15 protein-coding genes are annotated in these 17,925 nt (G+C 43.4%); 3 read left to right on the forward strand and 12 right to left on the reverse strand.

What is annotated here, in order from left to right:
* Window positions 1–101: 101 nt before the first annotated feature.
* Window positions 102–1,886: an oligopeptide ABC transporter substrate-binding protein gene (locus PXH68_RS07800; RefSeq protein WP_248028275.1), complete on the reverse strand. Its 1,785-nt coding sequence runs from the start codon at window positions 1,884–1,886 to the stop codon at window positions 102–104.
* Window positions 1,887–2,169: 283 nt separating this feature from the next.
* On the opposite strand from PXH68_RS07800, the gene pbp3 reads away from it, so the two are divergent.
* Window positions 2,170–3,417, forward strand: coding sequence for a D-alanyl-D-alanine carboxypeptidase PBP3 (gene pbp3 / locus PXH68_RS07805; protein WP_248028276.1), 1,248 nt, complete (start codon window positions 2,170–2,172; stop codon window positions 3,415–3,417).
* Between the two features lie 373 nt (window positions 3,418–3,790).
* Here the strand turns inward: pbp3 and sufB are convergent, their stop codons facing one another.
* The 8 genes from sufB to PXH68_RS07845 form a co-directional block, all read right to left on the reverse strand.
* Window positions 3,791–5,206, reverse strand: coding sequence for a Fe-S cluster assembly protein SufB (sufB, locus tag PXH68_RS07810; protein ID WP_105210248.1), 1,416 nt, complete (start codon window positions 5,204–5,206; stop codon window positions 3,791–3,793).
* A 135-nt stretch (window positions 5,207–5,341) separates the two neighbouring features.
* A complete protein-coding gene (sufU, locus tag PXH68_RS07815; RefSeq protein WP_248028277.1) occupies window positions 5,342–5,782 on the reverse strand; it encodes a Fe-S cluster assembly sulfur transfer protein SufU in 441 nt (146 codons plus the stop codon).
* Window positions 5,769–6,992, reverse strand: a complete 1,224-nt coding sequence (locus PXH68_RS07820; protein WP_248028278.1) for a cysteine desulfurase — start codon at window positions 6,990–6,992, stop codon at window positions 5,769–5,771. The genes sufU and PXH68_RS07820 overlap by 14 nt, the downstream gene beginning before the upstream one ends.
* A gap of 3 nt (window positions 6,993–6,995) precedes the next feature.
* Window positions 6,996–8,258, reverse strand: coding sequence for a Fe-S cluster assembly protein SufD (sufD, locus tag PXH68_RS07825; protein WP_248028279.1), 1,263 nt, complete (start codon window positions 8,256–8,258; stop codon window positions 6,996–6,998).
* A gap of 16 nt (window positions 8,259–8,274) precedes the next feature.
* Window positions 8,275–9,048 carry a Fe-S cluster assembly ATPase SufC gene (gene sufC / locus PXH68_RS07830; RefSeq protein ID WP_248028280.1) on the reverse strand — a complete coding sequence of 258 codons (774 nt, stop codon included), beginning with the start codon at window positions 9,046–9,048 and terminating at the stop codon, window positions 8,275–8,277.
* Between the two features lie 79 nt (window positions 9,049–9,127).
* Entirely contained in the window at window positions 9,128–10,315 is a 1,188-nt protein-coding gene (locus PXH68_RS07835; RefSeq protein ID WP_158457426.1) for a glycosyltransferase family 4 protein, read from the reverse strand.
* Window positions 10,316–10,319: 4 nt separating this feature from the next.
* Window positions 10,320–11,033 carry an adaptor protein MecA gene (gene mecA / locus PXH68_RS07840; protein ID WP_248028281.1) on the reverse strand — a complete coding sequence of 238 codons (714 nt, stop codon included), beginning with the start codon at window positions 11,031–11,033 and terminating at the stop codon, window positions 10,320–10,322.
* 130 nt (window positions 11,034–11,163) lie between these two features.
* On the reverse strand, window positions 11,164–12,027 hold the full coding sequence (locus tag PXH68_RS07845; RefSeq protein WP_248028282.1) for an undecaprenyl-diphosphate phosphatase: 864 nt from the start codon (window positions 12,025–12,027) through the stop codon (window positions 11,164–11,166).
* 116 nt (window positions 12,028–12,143) lie between these two features.
* Here PXH68_RS07845 and PXH68_RS07850 point away from each other — a divergent pair, with 116 nt between their 5' ends.
* Window positions 12,144–13,694: an ABC transporter substrate-binding protein/permease gene (locus PXH68_RS07850; RefSeq protein ID WP_248028297.1), complete on the forward strand. Its 1,551-nt coding sequence runs from the start codon at window positions 12,144–12,146 to the stop codon at window positions 13,692–13,694.
* Entirely contained in the window at window positions 13,687–14,430 is a 744-nt protein-coding gene (locus PXH68_RS07855) for an amino acid ABC transporter ATP-binding protein (RefSeq protein ID WP_248028283.1), read from the forward strand. The genes PXH68_RS07850 and PXH68_RS07855 overlap by 8 nt, the downstream gene beginning before the upstream one ends.
* A 96-nt stretch (window positions 14,431–14,526) precedes the next feature.
* Here PXH68_RS07855 and PXH68_RS07860 read toward each other — a convergent pair whose 3' ends face one another.
* The 3 genes from PXH68_RS07860 to ilvC form a co-directional block, all read right to left on the reverse strand.
* Window positions 14,527–14,736, reverse strand: coding sequence for a capsule biosynthesis transcriptional regulator (locus PXH68_RS07860; RefSeq protein WP_158457303.1), 210 nt, complete (start codon window positions 14,734–14,736; stop codon window positions 14,527–14,529).
* Window positions 14,737–14,949: 213 nt separating this feature from the next.
* Complete coding sequence (gene ilvA / locus PXH68_RS07865) at window positions 14,950–16,203, reverse strand: threonine ammonia-lyase IlvA (protein ID WP_248028284.1); 1,254 nt, start codon at window positions 16,201–16,203, stop codon at window positions 14,950–14,952.
* Window positions 16,204–16,763: 560 nt separating this feature from the next.
* Window positions 16,764–17,786, reverse strand: coding sequence for a ketol-acid reductoisomerase (ilvC, locus tag PXH68_RS07870; protein WP_248028285.1), 1,023 nt, complete (start codon window positions 17,784–17,786; stop codon window positions 16,764–16,766).
* Window positions 17,787–17,925 lie beyond the last annotated feature (139 nt).

The following is a 17,925-nucleotide window of genomic DNA, read 5'->3' on the forward strand; positions in this document are numbered from 1 at the left end:
GTATTTTTGATAAACTACCTATTCTTTGTCCGGTATTTCCCAATCCCAACTCGAAAAAAGCCAACTCTCGTTGGCTTTTTCTCAGAGTTAGTAGCAAAATATTATTCTGCAACGACACCTTTATCAGCAACTAATTCAATTTGCTCCCATCCTGCTTTTGAAGCTGATCCGTAGAGACGGTCATAGTATTTCACACGCTTGTTAACCGCAGTCAATACTTCTGATTCAAATGTAGGAATTACAAACGCTTGCTCAAAAGCATATGTCTGCCATGCTTTATAGTTTTTAAGGTTAGTCGCCTCATCAAATGATGCTTCTGAAGAAATTGCTTTCAATAATTCAGTATTTTCATCTGATACGAAGTGGCTGAAGTTGAACATCGCATCTGGACCATACAAACCAGATGGATCTGGATCGTAACCTGTTGACCATCCACCTGCGTAAACGTCAATGTTTTGGTCGCTAGCTTGAAGCATATCGTAGAATGAGTTCGTCTCAATTGTACGACCTGTGTACAATTCTACATTCAAGCCAACTTCTTTCCACCAAGCAAGGTATTGTTGTACCAATGTTTCATTTGCTTCTGTACGTTTACGAGCAGCAAATGTAATCTTGAATTCTTTACCATCTTTACCTTCACGGATACCATCGCCATCTACGTCTTTATAGCCAGCTTCATCAAGCAATTTATTTGCTTTTTCTGGATCGTAAGTATAGCCTGCCAATTCTGAATCATGGATATCACCGAAGAATGAGATAATCAATGACTTAGCTGGTTTATACAGACCATTGTAGAGACTCTCACCTGCAGTCTTAGTATCCAAAGCGTAACCCATAGCTTGACGAAGTTTTACATCGTTCATCTTGGCATTTTCGTTCATAACGTTTGTTTCAGCTTCAGTATCGTATTTACCTAGGTTGAAACCAATGTACTCGTAGTTAGAACCAATCGCACCTGTCAAGGTGATGTTTGAGAAGTCTTTGTAAGAATCCAATTGATCACTTGGCATGTCTGCGATATCGTAGTTACCGGCTTTCATTTCGGATACGATTGTATCTGGAGAAACGATATCCATCTTCACAGTGTCAACTTTTGGTTGACCTTTGTAGTAGTTAGGGTTTGCTGCAAAGGTTACGGACTCACCACTTACCATTTCTTTGATCGTGAATGGACCCATACCTACGTGCTTAGCTGTACGAGAGTACTCGCTCTTTTCCCAATCTGCAACTGGAATATCTTTATAGATGTGTTCAGGTGCAATGTGAGCTGGCACAGCACCACCTGCATACATCATAGAAGGCGTCATTTTCTTCATTGTCAAGACAACAGTGTAGTCATCCACTTTTTTGATACCAGAGATGTCCGTTGCAGTACCTTCACGATACTCATCCATACCAACGATGTTTGTATATGTATCATCAAAACGTACACCAGTATAGCCCTTGTCAGCTAAAGCCTTGATAGTGAAGATGTAGTCATCGATAGTGAAGGCTTCACCATCTGACCACTTGTAGTCTTTACCAGTCAAGGTTACCGTTACAGTCTTGTTCTCAGTGTCAAATTCTGGTTTTGCAAGACCTGAATCGTCCAATTTACGGTTTCCATCATAGCTGAAGATCGGTACATCAACCATGCCACCGAAAGTAGAGTCTACATTGTTATCCGTCAACTCATCAATCAACAAACCAGTAGATGGAGATGCAGCAACAACCGCATAGTTCAATTGTCCGCCTTTAATTGCAGTACCTTCGTTGGATACTTCAGTTGGGAAAGTTGTATTTTGTGTAGCTGTTTTTGAACTTGAGCTCGAACCACATGCTGCAAGGACAGAAGCTGACAAAATCGACACACCAGCTAAGGCAAGAAGTTTACTTGACTTTTTCATAAAACACCTCTGTTTTTCTTTTTCATTTATTAACAGTATACTAACTGTTTATAAAAAACATTCTACCATAAAGTTTTCTTAAAGAAAACCTTTTTGTCAGAAAATTTCGTAAAAATCTATACTTTCATAATTTTCTAATTATTTGCGCTACATTTTCAATTTTTTTGCAAAAGTTTTTTTATTTTTCCTATTTATATTTTATTGTTTTTTTGCAGCACTATTTATCTAGAATTATCCTCTCTTTCAGTTCATGCTTTACTGTCTTTTGTGTTATAATGTCGGTATGATTAAATTACTACGTTATATCATGTGCTTCAGTCTTTTCTTTGTTGCCGTGTTACCATCCACTGTTCATGCTGAAGAATACCAAGCTGCAGCAGATCACGCCCTTGCTTTTGAGGTTTCAACAGGAAAGATCCTCTATTCAAAAGATCCTGATACAAAAACCAAGGTCGCTTCTGTTAGCAAATTGCTATCCATTTATTTGTTTTACCAAGCTATTGAAAACGGGACCTTGTCCATGGATACCCAAATAACCATCTCAGACTATCCTTACTCTCTAACAGTTGATAGCGCCGTTAGCAATGTTAATTTAGATGCACGTCAATACAGTGTTCAGGACCTCTTACACGCTGTGATTATCTCCTCAGCCAATAGCGCTACTATTGCCCTTGCTGAAGCTGTTGCAGGTAGCGAGCCCGCCTTTGTCGACTTAATGAAGAAACAGCTTGAAGAGTGGGGATTTAGCGACTTTACCTTAGTTAACGCAACTGGGCTGAGCAACTCGTTTCTAGGTGACAACATTTATCCAGGTTCTAGCACAGATGATGAAAATATGTTATCAGCAACAACTGTAGCCTATATTGCTCGACGTTTACTCTTGGACTATCCACAAGTTTTAGATATTAGTTCACAAGCAACTTACCTCTTTGGTGGATATTACTATGCTTCGACCAATGCCATGCTTGAAGGAGGCACTTATGCTCGCACTGGCGTAGATGGACTAAAAACTGGCATGTCAGATACAGCTGGGGCAAGTTTCGTTGCCACTACTATGGAAAATGACATGCGTATTGTCACTGTGCTGCTAAACGCAACTGATGGTGTCGAGAATCCGGATAACCGATTTGTCGCCACCAACGACCTAATGAACTATGTATATCAGTACTTTACCTTAAAATCACTTGTCGCTCAAGGCCAGGCTTATCAGTCTAGTTCTGTTGCTATTTTTAACGGACAAAAAGATAGCATCGGAGCTGTCGCAGCTAGTGATTTACACTACGTCTTACGCCTCAAAAACACCGAGCCTGTGACTGCTTCTTTCACTCCTTCTGCTTCTGTCTTTGCTGCCCCAATTGAAAAAGGTAGCACAGTAGGGCAACTACAACTGACAGATGCTGACTTCATCGGCAATGGCTATATCGGTGATCAACCTTCCATCACAATGGTCGCAAAATCAACTGCTAAAGAAGCAAGCTGGCCCGTTTCCTGGTGGAACCATTTTGTCCGCTATGTGAATGAAAATTTATAAATTAGCTTTTTAATTTTTTAATATAGAAGAAAAAGAACACAGATTCCTTTCAGAGTCTGTGTTCTGTTATTTAGGATCCTTTGCAGTGGTTTGGGGAGAATTCCTTGCTACCTATCCTTTTCTGACAGAAAACGACGAGCGTGGAAGGAATAGGATTTTTATAAGATTACTGGGATTCTTATAAGATTACAAAGAAGAGCAACTGCCTTCGCTCTCTATTTCCAACGAGCGTTGGCATTGCAATGCAGAGTAGCTTTCGCTACTCCTTATCTCCTACCTCGGTTGGAGAGAGTTCCTGCGGAACTCTTTATTACATATCACTTCCTTACAGGAAGCGATGTCAGTAGGATAAAAATAGTCTCCCAGACTATTTTTATCCTACTGACCCCTCCATCTCATAGGCAATCAGTCTGTTGAGTTCGACTGCGTATTCCATTGGGAGTTCTTTTGTGAATGGTTCGACAAAGCCCATGACAATCATCTCTGTAGCTTCGGACTCGGACAAGCCACGGCTCATGAGGTAGTAGAGTTGCTCTTCTGAGATTTTTGATACTTTGGCTTCGTGTTCGAGGGCCACTTGTGAGTTGTGGATTTCATTAAATGGAATGGTATCTGACTTGGAAATATCATCCATGATAATGGTATCGCACTCGATGTGGCTGATAGACTTGGCTGAGTTTTTAGCAAAGGTCACTTGACCGCGGTAGTTGACCTCTCCACCACCACGGGCAATAGATTTGGACACGATAGACGACGAGGTCCGTGGGGCGTTGTGAATCATCTTAGCACCGGTATCCTGAACTTGACCCTTATTGGCAAAGGCAATGGACAACATGGTTCCACGAGCTCCTTCGCCTTCCAAGTAAACCGCTGGATATTTCATGGTCGTCTTAGCACCAAGGTTGCCGTCAATCCACTCAACTGTGGCATTTTTCTCAGCACGGGCACGCTTGGTTACCAAGTTATAAACGTTGTCAGACCAGTTTTGAATGGTGGTATAACGCATATAGGCACCTTCGTGGGCAATGATTTCCACAATAGCAGCGTGGAGGCTGGCTGTTGAGTAAGTCGGAGCCGTACAGCCTTCTACGTAGTGAACACTTGCTCCTTCATCCACGATGATGAGGGTGCGTTCGAACTGCCCTGTTCCTTCGTTGTTGATACGGAAGTAGGTCTGGAGTGGAATATCTAATTTAACACCTTTTGGTACGTAGATGAAGGTTCCACCCGACCAAACCGCTGAGTTGAGGGCGGCTAGTTTATTGTCTGACGGTGGAACTAGTTTTCCAAAGTATTTTTTGAAGAGTTCTGGGTGTTCCTTAAGGGCTGTATCGGTATCTGTAAAGATAATGCCATGCTTGTCGTACTCTTCCTTCATGTTGTGGTAGACCACTTCTGATTCGTACTGGGCAGAAGCACCTGCCAGGTAAGCACGCTCGGCTTCTGGAATACCGATGCGTTCAAATGTTTCCTTGATTTTTTCCGGTACATCATCCCAGCTCCGTGCTGGCTTATCCGACGGTTTTTGATAGTAAACAATATCATCAAAATCCAGTTCAGACAGGTCGGCTCCCCAGGTCTGCATAGGCATTTTCTTAAAGGTTTCATAGGATTTCAAACGGAATTCCAACATCCATTCAGGCTCGCCTTTGATACGGGACATTTCACGAATGACTTCTTCGTTCAAACCCTTCCCAGTCGAAGCCACCAGTTCCACGTTCTCGTCATGGAAACCGAATTTGTATTCCCCAAGGTCAATCGGGGTTGGTTCAATTCTTTCTTCTGACATAATATAAGATACTAAGCCCAAAAAGTATGAAAATAGCAGTTACGCTCTCTTAAATACTGCTGGGCCTGTTCAATTCCAATCAGAAACTGAACAATCCTTTCTGTATGATTTTCGTTTTTTGTTTATTCAATATGCTCAGTCAGCACTCTCACTCCGTTCGATTGCTTTCTTAATGGCATTCCATGGAAGTGTAGCACACTTGATGCGTTGGGGGAATTTGGCAATGCCTGCAAGGAGCGAGGCATCTCCTAGATCCTTCTGGCGTGTGTCTTCTTGGCCTTGGACCATTTGTGAGAAGATTTCTGCCAGTTCTTGAATCTGACTGATTTCTTTTCCAAGGACAGCCTCGGTCATCATGGACGCCGATGCGGTTGAAATGGTACACCCAACTCCGTCAAAAGCAATATCGGTAATCACATCTTTTTCAATCTTGACTGATAGTTCAATCACATCGCCGCAGGTTGGGTTGTGGAGTTCTAATTTTTCCACTCCGTCCAAGCTCCCGCGGTGACGAGGCGACTTGGAGTGTTCAGACACAACTGCCATATAAAGAGAATCTAATCTAGATAGGGCCATTGAAAAACTCCTTTGTCTTGATGATTGCCTCAACCAACTTATCACAGTCGGCCTTGGTATTGTAGATGTAAAAACTTGCTCGCACGGTGGCTGGCACCTGCAAATATCTGAGAAGCGGTTGGGCACAATGGTGGCCAGCCCGCACAGCAACACCTTCATAGTCCAGAGCAGTTGCCACGTCATGTGGATGCAAGTCATCCAAGTTAAAGGCGATAACTCCCGTCCGCTTGGACAGGTCCTGACTGCCATAAGTGGTCAAGCCTGGAATAGCCTGCAATTTTGGAAAGACATAGTCAACCAGTTCCGCCTCGTGGGCCTGGATAGCGTCCATGCCAATTTCCGTTAGGTAATCAATGGCTGCTCCCAGACCAATGGCACCTGCAATGTTGGGCGTTCCTGCTTCAAACTTCCAAGGCAATTCCTTCCAAGTGGCTGACTGCTCATAGACAAAATCAATCATCTCGCCGCCGAATTCAACAGGCGACATGAGATTGAGCAATTCTTCCTTGCCGTAGAGAACGCCGATTCCTGTCGGTCCTAACATCTTATGACCTGAAAAAGCATAGAAGTCCACGTCTAATTCTTGCACGTTGACAGCCATGTGGGGAACTGACTGGGCTCCGTCCACCACCAAGTAGGCCCCGACTTGATGCACCAGCTCTGCTATTTCCCCAATAGGAGCCACACTTCCTAAAACATTGGATACGTGTGCTAGGGAGACGAACTGGGTCTTAGAAGATAGTAGTGACCGCAGGTGGTCCATGTCCAGCTCGCCGTCTTTTAGGGTCACATAGCGGAGCTTAGCACCTGTTTGCTGACAGGCTTGCTGCCAAGGGATGATATTGGAGTGGTGCTCTTGAACTGAGATTATAACTTCCTGGTCTGGCAGGAGAATTTCCTTTGCAAACTGAGCCACCCAGTTAAGACCGGTGGTCGTTCCTCTGGTAAAGAGAATTTCCTTACTAGACTTGGCCTGGATAAAATCTGCCACCTTCTGCCGAGCTGCCTCGTAGCGAGCAGTTGCCCGTTCCGACAGGGTGTGAACGCCACGGTGGACATTGGCATTGTCCTTCTGGTAATAATCCGCCAGCACATCTAGTACCTGCTGCGGTTTTTGAGTGGTCGCCGCATTGTCCAAATAGACCAGCGGCTCATCGTTAACAACTTGGTCTAGGATTGAAAAATCCTTGCGAATGCGTTCCAAATCCATATCTTATCTCTTTGTTAGTTTTTCTTCAATCACGGCAATCAGTTGGTCACGAACTTCCTTGACAGGAATTTCGGTAATGACTGCGCCAAGGAAACCGCGAACAACCAAGCGTTCAGCAGTTGCTCGGTCCAGACCACGACTCATGAGGTAGTACATGTCTTCTGGATCCACCTGACCGATTGAGGCTGCGTGTCCAGCTGTAACCTCATTCTCATCAATAAGGAGAATTGGGTTGGCATCGGAGCGAGCCTTGTCAGACAGCATGAGGACACGGCTTTCTTGCTGGGCATCCGCACCTTTGGCACCACGAACAATGTGTCCGATACCATTGAAGGTCAAGGTTCCGCTTTCTAAGATAACCCCATGTTGCAGGATGTGTCCGACCGAATTATGACCATAGTTGGTCACGCGCGTATCCACACCTTGTACCTGACGACCTGATGACAGTCCGACAACTTTGAGATTGGCATGACTGCCGTTTCCTTTTAATTCGCTGTCCAAATCGGCAACAACATTTCCTTCGTTGAGCAGACCAATGGCCCAGTCAATCGTTGCATCGTTTCCGAGATAGCCACGACGATTGAGGTAGGTATCCAAATGCTTACCAAGGCGGTCAATGGCCGCAAACTTGATTTGGCTACCAGCAAGAGCAATTACTTCTACAACAATATTGGCTGAAGTCGCTGCCGCTCCGTCACCTAGACTTTCAAAACGCTCCAGGTAATTAAGCTTGGCATTTTTTCCTGCGATGATGAGGACACGTTTATTAAAGGCAACCGGACTAGTGCTGTATTGGTAGAAAAGGGCCTCAACTGGCTGGTCGATTTCAACATTATCTGGTACGTAGAGGACAGCTGTTGCGTTAAAATAAGCTGTGTTGTAAGCCGCTAATTTGTGCTCGTCGTAGGCTACGGCAGCGCCGATGTATTTTTCAAGCACATCTGGAATGATGTCCATGGCTGAAGCAAAGTCTGTAAAGACCACACCTTTTTCTACTAGGTCAGCTGGCAACTGCTCTAAAACAGTTTGGCTACCAACCTGTACCAACATAGGATTGTCACCGATAGCTGTAAAATCTGGAACAGCCCCGATTTCATCATTTGTGGCTAGACTTCCGTCACCTAAATTCCAGCGGTGAAACTTGACCCGCTCAATAACTGGCAAGTCCAGCTCTGCTATTTTGTCAAAAGCCTTAAGACGCAGGTCAGTCAACCAAGTTGGTTCTGCCTGCAAGGCTGAAAATTCTTGAATTTTTTCTTTGGTCATAGCTTCCTCCAAAGACTTAAATGTCATCTTCTTTGTAGTCGATGCCAAGCTCAGCTGCAACTTGGACATATCCTTCTTTTTCCAAGCGATGCGCCAATTCTGGTCCGCCTGAAAGCACAACACGGCCTTCCATCATGACATGGACAACGTCTGGTGTGATGTAGTTGAGCAAGCGTTGGTAGTGGGTGATAATCATGGCACCGAAGCCTTCACCACGCATAGCATTGATTCCTTTTGACACGACTTTAAGCGCATCGATGTCCAAACCTGAGTCAATCTCATCAAGAAGGGCAAAGGTTGGCTCCAACATGAGCAGTTGCAAAATCTCATTGCGTTTTTTCTCACCACCTGAGAAACCTTCGTTGAGGTAACGTTCTGCCATTTCCTCTTTCATGTTGAGGAGTTCCATTTTTTCATCCAACTTGGTGATGAAATCACGGACAGAAATCTTGTCTTCATCTTCCTTACCAGCATTCATAGCAGCACGAAGAAATTCCGCATTGGTGATGCCTGGAATTTCTGACGGGTATTGCATAGCCAAGAAGAGTCCCATGCGGGCACGTTCATCGACTTCTAATTCTAAAATATTGACACCGTCAAACAGAATCTCACCTTGGGTCACTTCATAACTTGGATTGCCCATGATGGCTGCTGAAAGGGTGGATTTCCCTGTTCCGTTCGGTCCCATGATGGCTGCAATTTCACCTGTTTTAAGGGTCAAATTCACACCCTTCAAGATTTCTTTGCCTTCAATTTCCACATGAAGGTCTTTGATTTCTAATACTGACATGTCGGTCTCCTTTATTTATTATCTTTCTAATTATACCAAAAAAAGAGCCTGACGGCTCTAATCTTGTTTAGAAAGATTCTTATTTTCTTTCCTTGGCTCGATGCTTACGAAGGCAACGCTTTTCCTTACAATCCGCTATGCGTTCCTGTCGGTAATCTTTATTTCCCAATAATCGTAGGAAATTCAAGAGCAGTGTCCGATTTTCTCCAAAAATCCCAATCAATTCGCATAAAATCAACACACCCAACAAAAGAGCAATCATCAGCAGGGTACCACCTAACCTGCTTGAAACATTGAGCAGGAGCGAGATTAGGGCAAAAACAAAGGAAATAGCATAAATCACCAAAACAGTCCCTCGGTGACTAAGACCAAGTGATAAAAGTCGATGGTGCAAGTGCATCCGATCAGCTTCGTAGATTTTTTGACCAGATAATTTACGCCGGATAATGGCTACAACCGTATCCGTAATAGGAACACCTAAAATAATCATAGGGGTCACGACTGCAACTGCCGTCGAATTTTTCAACCCTTGAAGAGATAGAACACCGATCATAAATCCAATGAACAAGGCCCCCGTATCTCCCAGATAGATTACTGCAGGATTGTAATTATAGGGCAAAAATCCCGCAATAGCCGCTACCAAAACAAAAACGGTGACGGTCAAAAAGATATTGCTATCATACAGAAAGAAATAGGATACAATTCCCATAGTGGATAGAGAAATAATCGACACCCCTGATACCAAGCCATCCAAGCCATCAAGCAGGTTAACGGCATTGGTAATAGCTATAATCCACAAAACTGTCAAACAGAAGGAGAGCCATGGTTCAAAATGAAGGACTGGTCCTCCAAAGGGAATCTTGAATTGATCAAAATGAAAATCTGTATAGAACCAAATGGACGATGCTGCCACAATGATGCCAAGTAGTTTTGGCAAAGGAGCCAACTCAAAGATATCGTCGATTAAGCCAACCACCACTACCAGTCCACCCGCCAATAGAAGAGGGATGATATAATCCCTAAAATCTCCTAAATGAGGCAGCGGAAAAACAATCTTAGGCAAGAAGAAATAGCAAGCAATCGCAAAGGATAAAAAGACTGCTAAACCACCTGCCGAGGGCATGGGAACCTTATTGATTCGTCTGGCATTCGGCTGATCGACCGCCCCGATTTTAAAAGATAGCAAACGTACCAAGGGCGTCAAAATTAAGGAGCCTACCAGCGTTCCAATCAGTACTAAAATGTACTTAAGAGCGAATGGAACCATCATCTCAGACCTTTCTCACAGTGGCCAAGGCCGCCTGAGGCAACAAGAGATACCCATGCTCTTGAAGGACAGCACGGGTCAAGTTGGAATCCCTACTATGTTCCAGCATTCGCGCCAAGACATACTCTGGGTAGTTTCTAACCTTATGCTCCACATGAATCAAAACTGTCATGTAGTAGCGACCATCCATTTTGTAGAGTTCAGACTCCTCGATGTCAAAATCAACTGTTTGACTGAATTGATGCAGTTGTTGGAAATCATCAAATTCAAGGATGTAATAGATGTACCGACGATCCTCTTCCTCTTCTTCAGCATCCAAGTTATCCACTTCTTCCAAAAAATTCACTGCTGCACTGTCCGCTGCACTCTTACTACGCAAGGAATCTTCAAAAGTCTTAAATAACTGTTCTGGAGAAAGCTTGGACACATCATCCAAGTTGGACAAATCTGCCAGGTCTTCAAAATCTAACTGCTGGTCAATTTCTGACTTGGTGACAAAAATATCCACACGATCAGGTTTTGGCGTTACTCGAAAACTAAGCATCCCACTTTCCTTGAAATGATTTGGCAGATCCAATTCATCCAAGACAGTGTAGAAAAAGTCTTCTGTTTTTTCTTGAGGAATCAGAAAATCAGCAATCTCCATCCCTCTTTCTTCTAAATCGTCTAATAAAATGGTGATTTTTAAGGTCGAATCACTTATTTGCTTGACTTTCATCACATACCTCTTACTTTCATTGCCCTTGCTCGAAAAAAATAAGCCTAGGGCTACACTCATACAGGGTTACTTCCTTCATTATACAAGAAAGAAGCGTATTTTACAAAAAAAAAGCAGACTTGTCTGCCTTTTAAAAGATCAATGTAAAGAGATAATAGAGGAGTAAGAGCGTCCCCAATCCGATACGGTACTTTCCAAAAATCGTGAAGTCATGGCGTTTGACATAATCCGTCAAAAAGCGGATGGCTAAAAGAGAAACCCCAAAAGCTGTCACCATAGAAACGAGCAACAAGAACCATTGAGCCCCCGTCACAGAGATCCCTTTCGCCAACAACTTGACCACCTTCAGCAAGCTAGCACCGAACATAATCGGGATTCCCAAAAAGAAGGTAAATTCTGTTGCAACCTGACGGCTGGTCCCTAATAAAATTCCTCCTAAAATTGTAGCTCCAGAACGGCTGGTTCCTGGAATCAAGGCAAGAACTTGGAACAATCCAATATAGAGAGCCGTTTTATAAGGTAGACGTGCCAAGGAAGTAACCTGCGGCTCACGCGATTGGTTCCATTTTTCAACATAAAGGAATGCAACCCCGTAGGCAATCAACATCAAGGCAACAACTACAAAGTTGTAGAGATGCAAGTCCAACCAATCATCAAAAAGAAAACCCAAAACCGCTGCTGGCATTGCTGCGATGATAACCTTCGCCCAAAGCTGCCAAGTCAAACGAATCTCCTTAGCTGATTTACCAGCTTGGAAAGGATTCAATTTATCAAAATACAGAACCATCACAGCCAAAATTGCTCCCAACTGAATCACAACATTAAACATCGAAGTGAAATCATCACTGACCTTTGAAAACTGGACAAATTCTTGCACTAAAATCAAATGGCCAGTCGAAGAGATGGGTAGCCATTCTGTAATCCCTTCTACAATACCAAAGAAAATCGCTTTTATTATTTCAATCAAGATGTCAAACCCCATTCTTTTTTTCATATTATACCATATTCGACCTGAGAGTGAATAAAAAAACAATAGGATTGAAATTTGTCAGAATTTTTTGTAAAATAGAGAAATACTTTCAGTAAGGAGACATTATGAAAACTAAATGGATGATTTTTCTGCTGACCCTGATCAGTGTTTTTTCAATTAGCACAGGGGTTCAAGCAGATGACTACCTACGAGTTGGGATGGAAGCAGCTTACGCTCCCTTTAACTGGACCCAAGAGGATGACAGCAATGGCGCTGTTCCAATCGAAGGAACCAACCAGTATGCCAACGGCTACGATGTGCAGATTGCAAAAAAAATTGCAGCATCACTAGACAAGGAACTTTTGGTCGTTAAAACAAAATGGGAAGGACTTGTTCCAGCTCTTACTTCTGGCAAAATCGACATGATTATCGCTGGTATGAGCCCAACTGAGGAACGAAAGAAAGAGATCGCCTTCTCAGATAGCTACTACACTTCGATTCCAACCCTTGTGGTTCGTTCGGACAGTGAATACGCCGATGCAAGCAGTCTAGCTGATTTTACTGGCGCAAAAATTACTGCCCAGCAAGGAGTTTACCTCTACGACTTGATTGACCAAATCCAAGGTGCCAACAAGCAGACAGCCATGGGAGACTTTTCTCAGATTCGTCAAGCCTTAGAATCAGGTATTATTGATGCCTATGTTTCCGAACGACCAGAAGCCCGCACCGCTGAAGCAGCCAACTCTTCCTTCAAAATGGTTGAATTGACTGACGGATTTACAACCAATGCAGAAGATGTGACGATCGCAGTTGGTATGCGCAAGGACGACAGCCGTATCAACCAGGTCAACCAAGTTCTTGCAGGCATTTCTGAAGAAGAGCAAATCGCTCTTATGGACAATATGATTGAAAACCAGCCTGTCGAAGAGGCAAGCGAAGGGGAAACATTAAGTTTCTTTGCCCAAGTTTGGAACATTGTTGTCAACAACTGGCAGCAATTGCTTCGTGGAACAGGTATGACCTTGCTCATTTCCATCTTGGGTACCGTCATCGGTACAGCTATCGGCCTGTTGATAGGAGTCTTCCGTACAGCGCCAAAGGCAGCTAATAAGGCTCTGGCAATCGGTCAAAAAATTCTCGGTTGGTTCATCAATATCTATATTGAAATTTTCCGTGGTACACCGATGATTGTACAATCCATGGTTATCTACTACGGTACTGCCCAAGCTTTTGGCCTCAACCTTGACCGTACACTAGCTGCCATCTTCATCGTTTCCATCAATACTGGTGCTTACATGAGTGAAATTGTTCGCGGTGGTATCTTTGCCGTTGATAAGGGACAATTTGAAGCTGCAACGGCCCTTGGATTTACCCACAACCAAACCATGCGCAAGATTGTCTTGCCACAGGTTATTCGTAACATCCTTCCAGCAACTGGTAACGAGTTTGTCATCAACATCAAGGATACATCTGTATTGAATGTTATCTCCGTCGTAGAATTATACTTCTCAGGAAATACTGTGGCGACGCAAACCTACCAGTACTTCCAAACCTTTACCGTCATTGCCATCATTTACTTTATCTTGACCTTCACTGTGACCCGCATCTTGCGTGCAGTTGAAAAACGCTTTGACACAGACACCTATACAACCGGTGCCAACCAAATGCAAATCGAGGTACCTCATGACTAACAACATCATACTTGAAATTAAAAACCTAAAGAAATCTTATGGACAAAACCAAGTCCTCAAAGACATCTCCGTGAGCGTTGAGAAAGGAGAAGTCATTTCCATTATCGGATCCTCTGGTTCTGGAAAATCAACTTTCCTTCGTTCAATCAACCTTTTGGAAACACCAACTGAAGGCCAAATCCTCTATCACGGCCAAGATGTATTGGCAAAAGGCTATGATTTGACTACTTACCGTGAAAAACTAGGTATGGTTTTCCAATCCTTTAACCTGTTTAACAACCTCAATGTTTTGGAAAATGCCATCGTGGCACAAACTACTGTATTAAAACGCGATCGTGCAGAAGCTGAAAAAATCGCCAAAGAAAACCTCAACAAGGTCGGAATGACCGAGCAGTACTGGCAGGCCAAACCGAACCAACTCTCTGGTGGACAAAAACAACGGGTCGCTATTGCCCGTGCCTTATCTGTTAATCCAGAAGTCATTCTCTTTGACGAGCCAACCTCAGCCCTTGACCCGGAAATGGTCGGAGAGGTACTCAAAACCATGCAGGATCTTGCCAAATCCGGCTTGACTATGATCATCGTTACGCATGAAATGGAATTTGCCCGCGATGTTTCAAACCGTGTCATCTTTATGGACAAGGGAGTCATCGCTGAAGAAGGTAGCCCACAGCAAATCTTTGAAAATCCCCAGGAAGAACGGACCAAGGTCTTCTTGCAACGATTCCTCGGTTAGACAAGCAAAAAAGGATGGGCTTTCCCCATCCTTTTTCTCATATAAAAATAGACAGTCTGCAAAGCAAACTGTCTATTTTTATATGGCTATATCAGATTAGCCTTCAAATTTTTTATGGTTTTTATCGTAAAAATCAATCAAACCCAGAGCAGTTGCAAATGAGATGTTGTCGATTTTTGCACGACCTTGTGCAAGAGCAATAACTGACATTTCGCGTGCATTGGTTTCCTTAGAGATACGGTAACCTGTGATTTTCTTATCACGGACCCAGCCGACAACAGCGGCTACTTTTTCGTAACTTGTCATAAATGACCCCCCTTCCATTTTATTCGTGCAGTTTAGTATAATATAAAAGACTAGGACTTGTCAAGAAAAATGTTCGTTTTTTCCAAGTTTTACAAGGAAATATAGGTTAAACATATGCCTTGAGAACCTCTGTAGTGAGCGATAATTTGGAGCAATCAGCCTCCTTTCCATTACAAACCCTGCAGTCAATCCTGCATGAAGAAAATAGGAATCTTAGACTAACATTTTATAAAGAGAATCATTTTCATGGAGATTGATGTATTGAGGATCAAACTCTTCTAAGCGTTGGATAAAGGTTGAAAAGTCATTTTTATTCCCCAGTGCAATACCAATCAGAACGGGACCTGTCCCCTTATTAGCCCGCTTGATGTACTCAAAACGAGTAATGTCATCATTTGGTCCTAAGATGTGGTTTACAAACTCGCGCAATGCCCCAGGTCGTTGCGGAAAGTTAACCACAAAGTAATGCTTGATCCCTTCATAAATTAATGCTCGCTCTTCCATTTCCGGCATCCGGTTGATGTCATTATTCCCTCCTGAAATGATACAACAAACAACCTTGCCTTTGATTTGATCTTTGACAACATCAAGGGCTGCAATCGTTGCGGCACCAGCTGGCTCTGCAACAATCCCTTGCTTGGAATATAAATCAATAATGGTTTCTGAAATCCAGCCTTCATCAACTCCGACGAGTTGATCAACATGCTTACGTGCCACTTCATAAGTTGTTTTACCAACTTTTTGAACAGCAATCCCATCCGCAAACTTGTCAATGGTTTCCAGTTTAATCGGTCTTCCTTTGTCAAAGGCCGCCTTCATCGAACGAGCACCGCTAGCTTCTACTCCTATTATTTTGGTGTCCGGAGCCTGATCTTTGATATATGCAGAGACACCTGCAATCAGACCACCACCACCAACAGGTACTAAAATGGTATCGAAGGAAATAGCCATCTCCCTCGCTTGCTCCAACATTTCAACTGCAACCGTTCCTTGCCCAGCTTGTACATTTTGATCATCAAAGGGGTCAATAAATATCTTCCCTGTTTCTTGAGTATATGCTTGTGCTGCCTTAGCAGATTCATCAAAGGTATCACCTACCAACTTGATATCCACCTGAACTCCACCAAAGAATCGGACCTGCCCAATCTTTTGCTGGGGAGTAGTCACTGGCATAAAGATAGTTGCTGGAATCCCCATTTCTTTACAGGTATAAGCCACACCTTGTGCATGATTTCCAGCCGAAGCACATACAACACCCTGAGCTTTTTGCTCCTGACTCAATTCGGAAATGGCATAGTAAGCTCCGCGAATCTTAAAGGAACGAACAGGTTGCTCATTTTCCCGCTTAATATAAATTTGGGCACCATACTTTTCAGATAGGTAACGATCATAATCCAATGATGTACGAACAACTACATTTTGCAAGGTTTCATATGCTTGTTGAACATGTTTTGCTTGTAAGGTCAATGGTTTTCTCCTCTTCTGGTTCATTATAGCAAATATGCAAAGAAATTTATAGAAATTATGCGCACTTCCGACTATTTCATTGCATTTTTATCATAGAGTGGTTGAAAAGAGTTGGAACGCCCAACTCTTTTCAACCTTTATATATTATCAAGATTTGTACTAGATAGACCTAGTAGCTCTCTTAAGTTTTCTCTCTTAACGAGCCTCACTTTTCCATTGTAAGCTCAAATCCTTTGGTTACCCTCGCATTTCTAGGCGACCAGCTGAAAGAGTCTGGGCAATTAGCCCCGTGCCACTTCTTAGAGTTCGTGTCAACATCTCAGCGCAGTGGTTGATTGGCAGCTTTGTTCGTGATTCCCACTCCAAATCTGACCTAATCAACTGTGCGGGGGTGGGAAGACGAACTCTTTTTAGACCAGTCGAGTTCTTTCCCACTCCCTTTCACTCCACCGGACTGACCTCGCTCTCTTGTTGTCAAGCTCGGGTTAAAATAGTCCACTTCCCTTGCCTTGCTTTCGTATTTCTAGGCAAGGGCTAGAATAGCCTATCCGTAGGCTATTCTAGTTATAAATCTTAAATGAATCGTCGTCGTTGCGGCTGACGAATGGCATTGCTTTGCGGAGTTCTGCTCCGACTTTTTCGATTTCAAGTCCTTCTGCTTCTTTGCGGTAGGCTTCCATACGTGGACGACCTGCTTTGTAGTCGTTAACAAAGTCATTAGCAAATTTACCAGACTGGATATCTGCAAGGACTACCTTCATGTTTTCTTTAACTTGGTCTGTGATTACGCGTGGGCCTGATACATAGTCACCGAATTCAGCAGTGTTTGAGATAGATTGACGCATTTTCTTGAAGCCACCTTCGTAGACAAGGTCAACGATGAGTTTCATTTCGTGGAGCACTTCGAAGTAAGCCAATTCTGGTGCATAACCCGCTTCTGTCAAGACTTCAAAACCTGCCTGCATAAGGGCTGTCAAGCCACCGCAGAGAACTGCTTGCTCACCAAACAAGTCTTCTTCCGTTTCTTCCTTGAAGGTTGTTTCCAAAAGACCTACACGAGCCGAACCAACGCCTTTTGCCCAGTCCATAGCGATATGCTTGGCATTGCCAGTTGCATCTTGGTACACTGCGTAAAGGGCTGGCACACCGAAGCCTTCTTCAAAAGTACGGCGAACCAAGTGACCCGGCCCTTTTGGTGCACACATGAAGACATCCACATCTGCTGGTACCTTGATAAATTCAAAGTGAACGTTGAAACCATGAGCGAAACCAAGGGCATTTCCTGCTTCCAAGTTTGGAGCGATTTCTTCATTGTAAAGGTCTGCTTGGATTTCGTCTGGAGCCAAGATCATGATAACATCTGCTTGTTTTGCTGCTTCTGCTACTTCAAAAGTTTCAAAACCGTCTTCTTTTGCCTTGTCAAATGATTTACCTGCACGCACACCGATGATAACATCATGTCCTGTATCACGCAAGTTTTGGGCATGAGCATGACCTTGTGAACCATAGCCGATAACGGCGATACGCTTACCGTCAAGTGCTGCTACTGTTACATCTTTTTCATATTGCATTGCTACTGTCATAAGATTCTCTTTTCTATTTTTTTTATTTATAAGGTTAGATGCTCAAAGAAAACGAAGGCTATACTAGGCGACGAAGGCGAAAATAGAACTAAAGTTCATCAAGCCAAGTCAACGCAGTATAGTGTTTATTTTCGAAGAA

The organism is Streptococcus sp. 29896 (assembly GCF_032594915.1).
Taxonomy (GTDB): domain Bacteria; phylum Bacillota; class Bacilli; order Lactobacillales; family Streptococcaceae; genus Streptococcus; species Streptococcus suivaginalis.

Bases quoted from the DNA above. Each gene is read 5' to 3' on its own strand.
- PXH68_RS07855 (WP_248028283.1), top strand. From the start codon at position 13,687: ATGACTAACAACATCATACTTGAAATTAAAAACCTAAAGAAATCTTAT.
- PXH68_RS07835 (WP_158457426.1), bottom strand. From the start codon at position 10,315: ATGGTTCCATTCGCTCTTAAGTACATTTTAGTACTGATTGGAACGCTG.
- sufU (WP_248028277.1), bottom strand. From the start codon at position 5,782: ATGGCCCTATCTAGATTAGATTCTCTTTATATGGCAGTTGTGTCTGAA.
- sufD (WP_248028279.1), bottom strand. From the start codon at position 8,258: ATGACCAAAGAAAAAATTCAAGAATTTTCAGCCTTGCAGGCAGAACCA.
- sufB (WP_105210248.1), bottom strand. From the start codon at position 5,206: ATGTCAGAAGAAAGAATTGAACCAACCCCGATTGACCTTGGGGAATAC.
- pbp3 (WP_248028276.1), top strand. From the start codon at position 2,170: ATGATTAAATTACTACGTTATATCATGTGCTTCAGTCTTTTCTTTGTT.
- sufC (WP_248028280.1), bottom strand. From the start codon at position 9,048: ATGTCAGTATTAGAAATCAAAGACCTTCATGTGGAAATTGAAGGCAAA.
- PXH68_RS07845 (WP_248028282.1), bottom strand. From the start codon at position 12,027: ATGAAAAAAAGAATGGGGTTTGACATCTTGATTGAAATAATAAAAGCG.
- PXH68_RS07820 (WP_248028278.1), bottom strand. From the start codon at position 6,992: ATGGATTTGGAACGCATTCGCAAGGATTTTTCAATCCTAGACCAAGTT.
- mecA (WP_248028281.1), bottom strand. From the start codon at position 11,033: ATGAAAGTCAAGCAAATAAGTGATTCGACCTTAAAAATCACCATTTTA.
- PXH68_RS07850 (WP_248028297.1), top strand. From the start codon at position 12,144: ATGATTTTTCTGCTGACCCTGATCAGTGTTTTTTCAATTAGCACAGGG.
- ilvC (WP_248028285.1), bottom strand. From the start codon at position 17,786: ATGACAGTAGCAATGCAATATGAAAAAGATGTAACAGTAGCAGCACTT.
- PXH68_RS07860 (WP_158457303.1), bottom strand. From the start codon at position 14,736: ATGACAAGTTACGAAAAAGTAGCCGCTGTTGTCGGCTGGGTCCGTGAT.
- PXH68_RS07800 (WP_248028275.1), bottom strand. From the start codon at position 1,886: ATGAAAAAGTCAAGTAAACTTCTTGCCTTAGCTGGTGTGTCGATTTTG.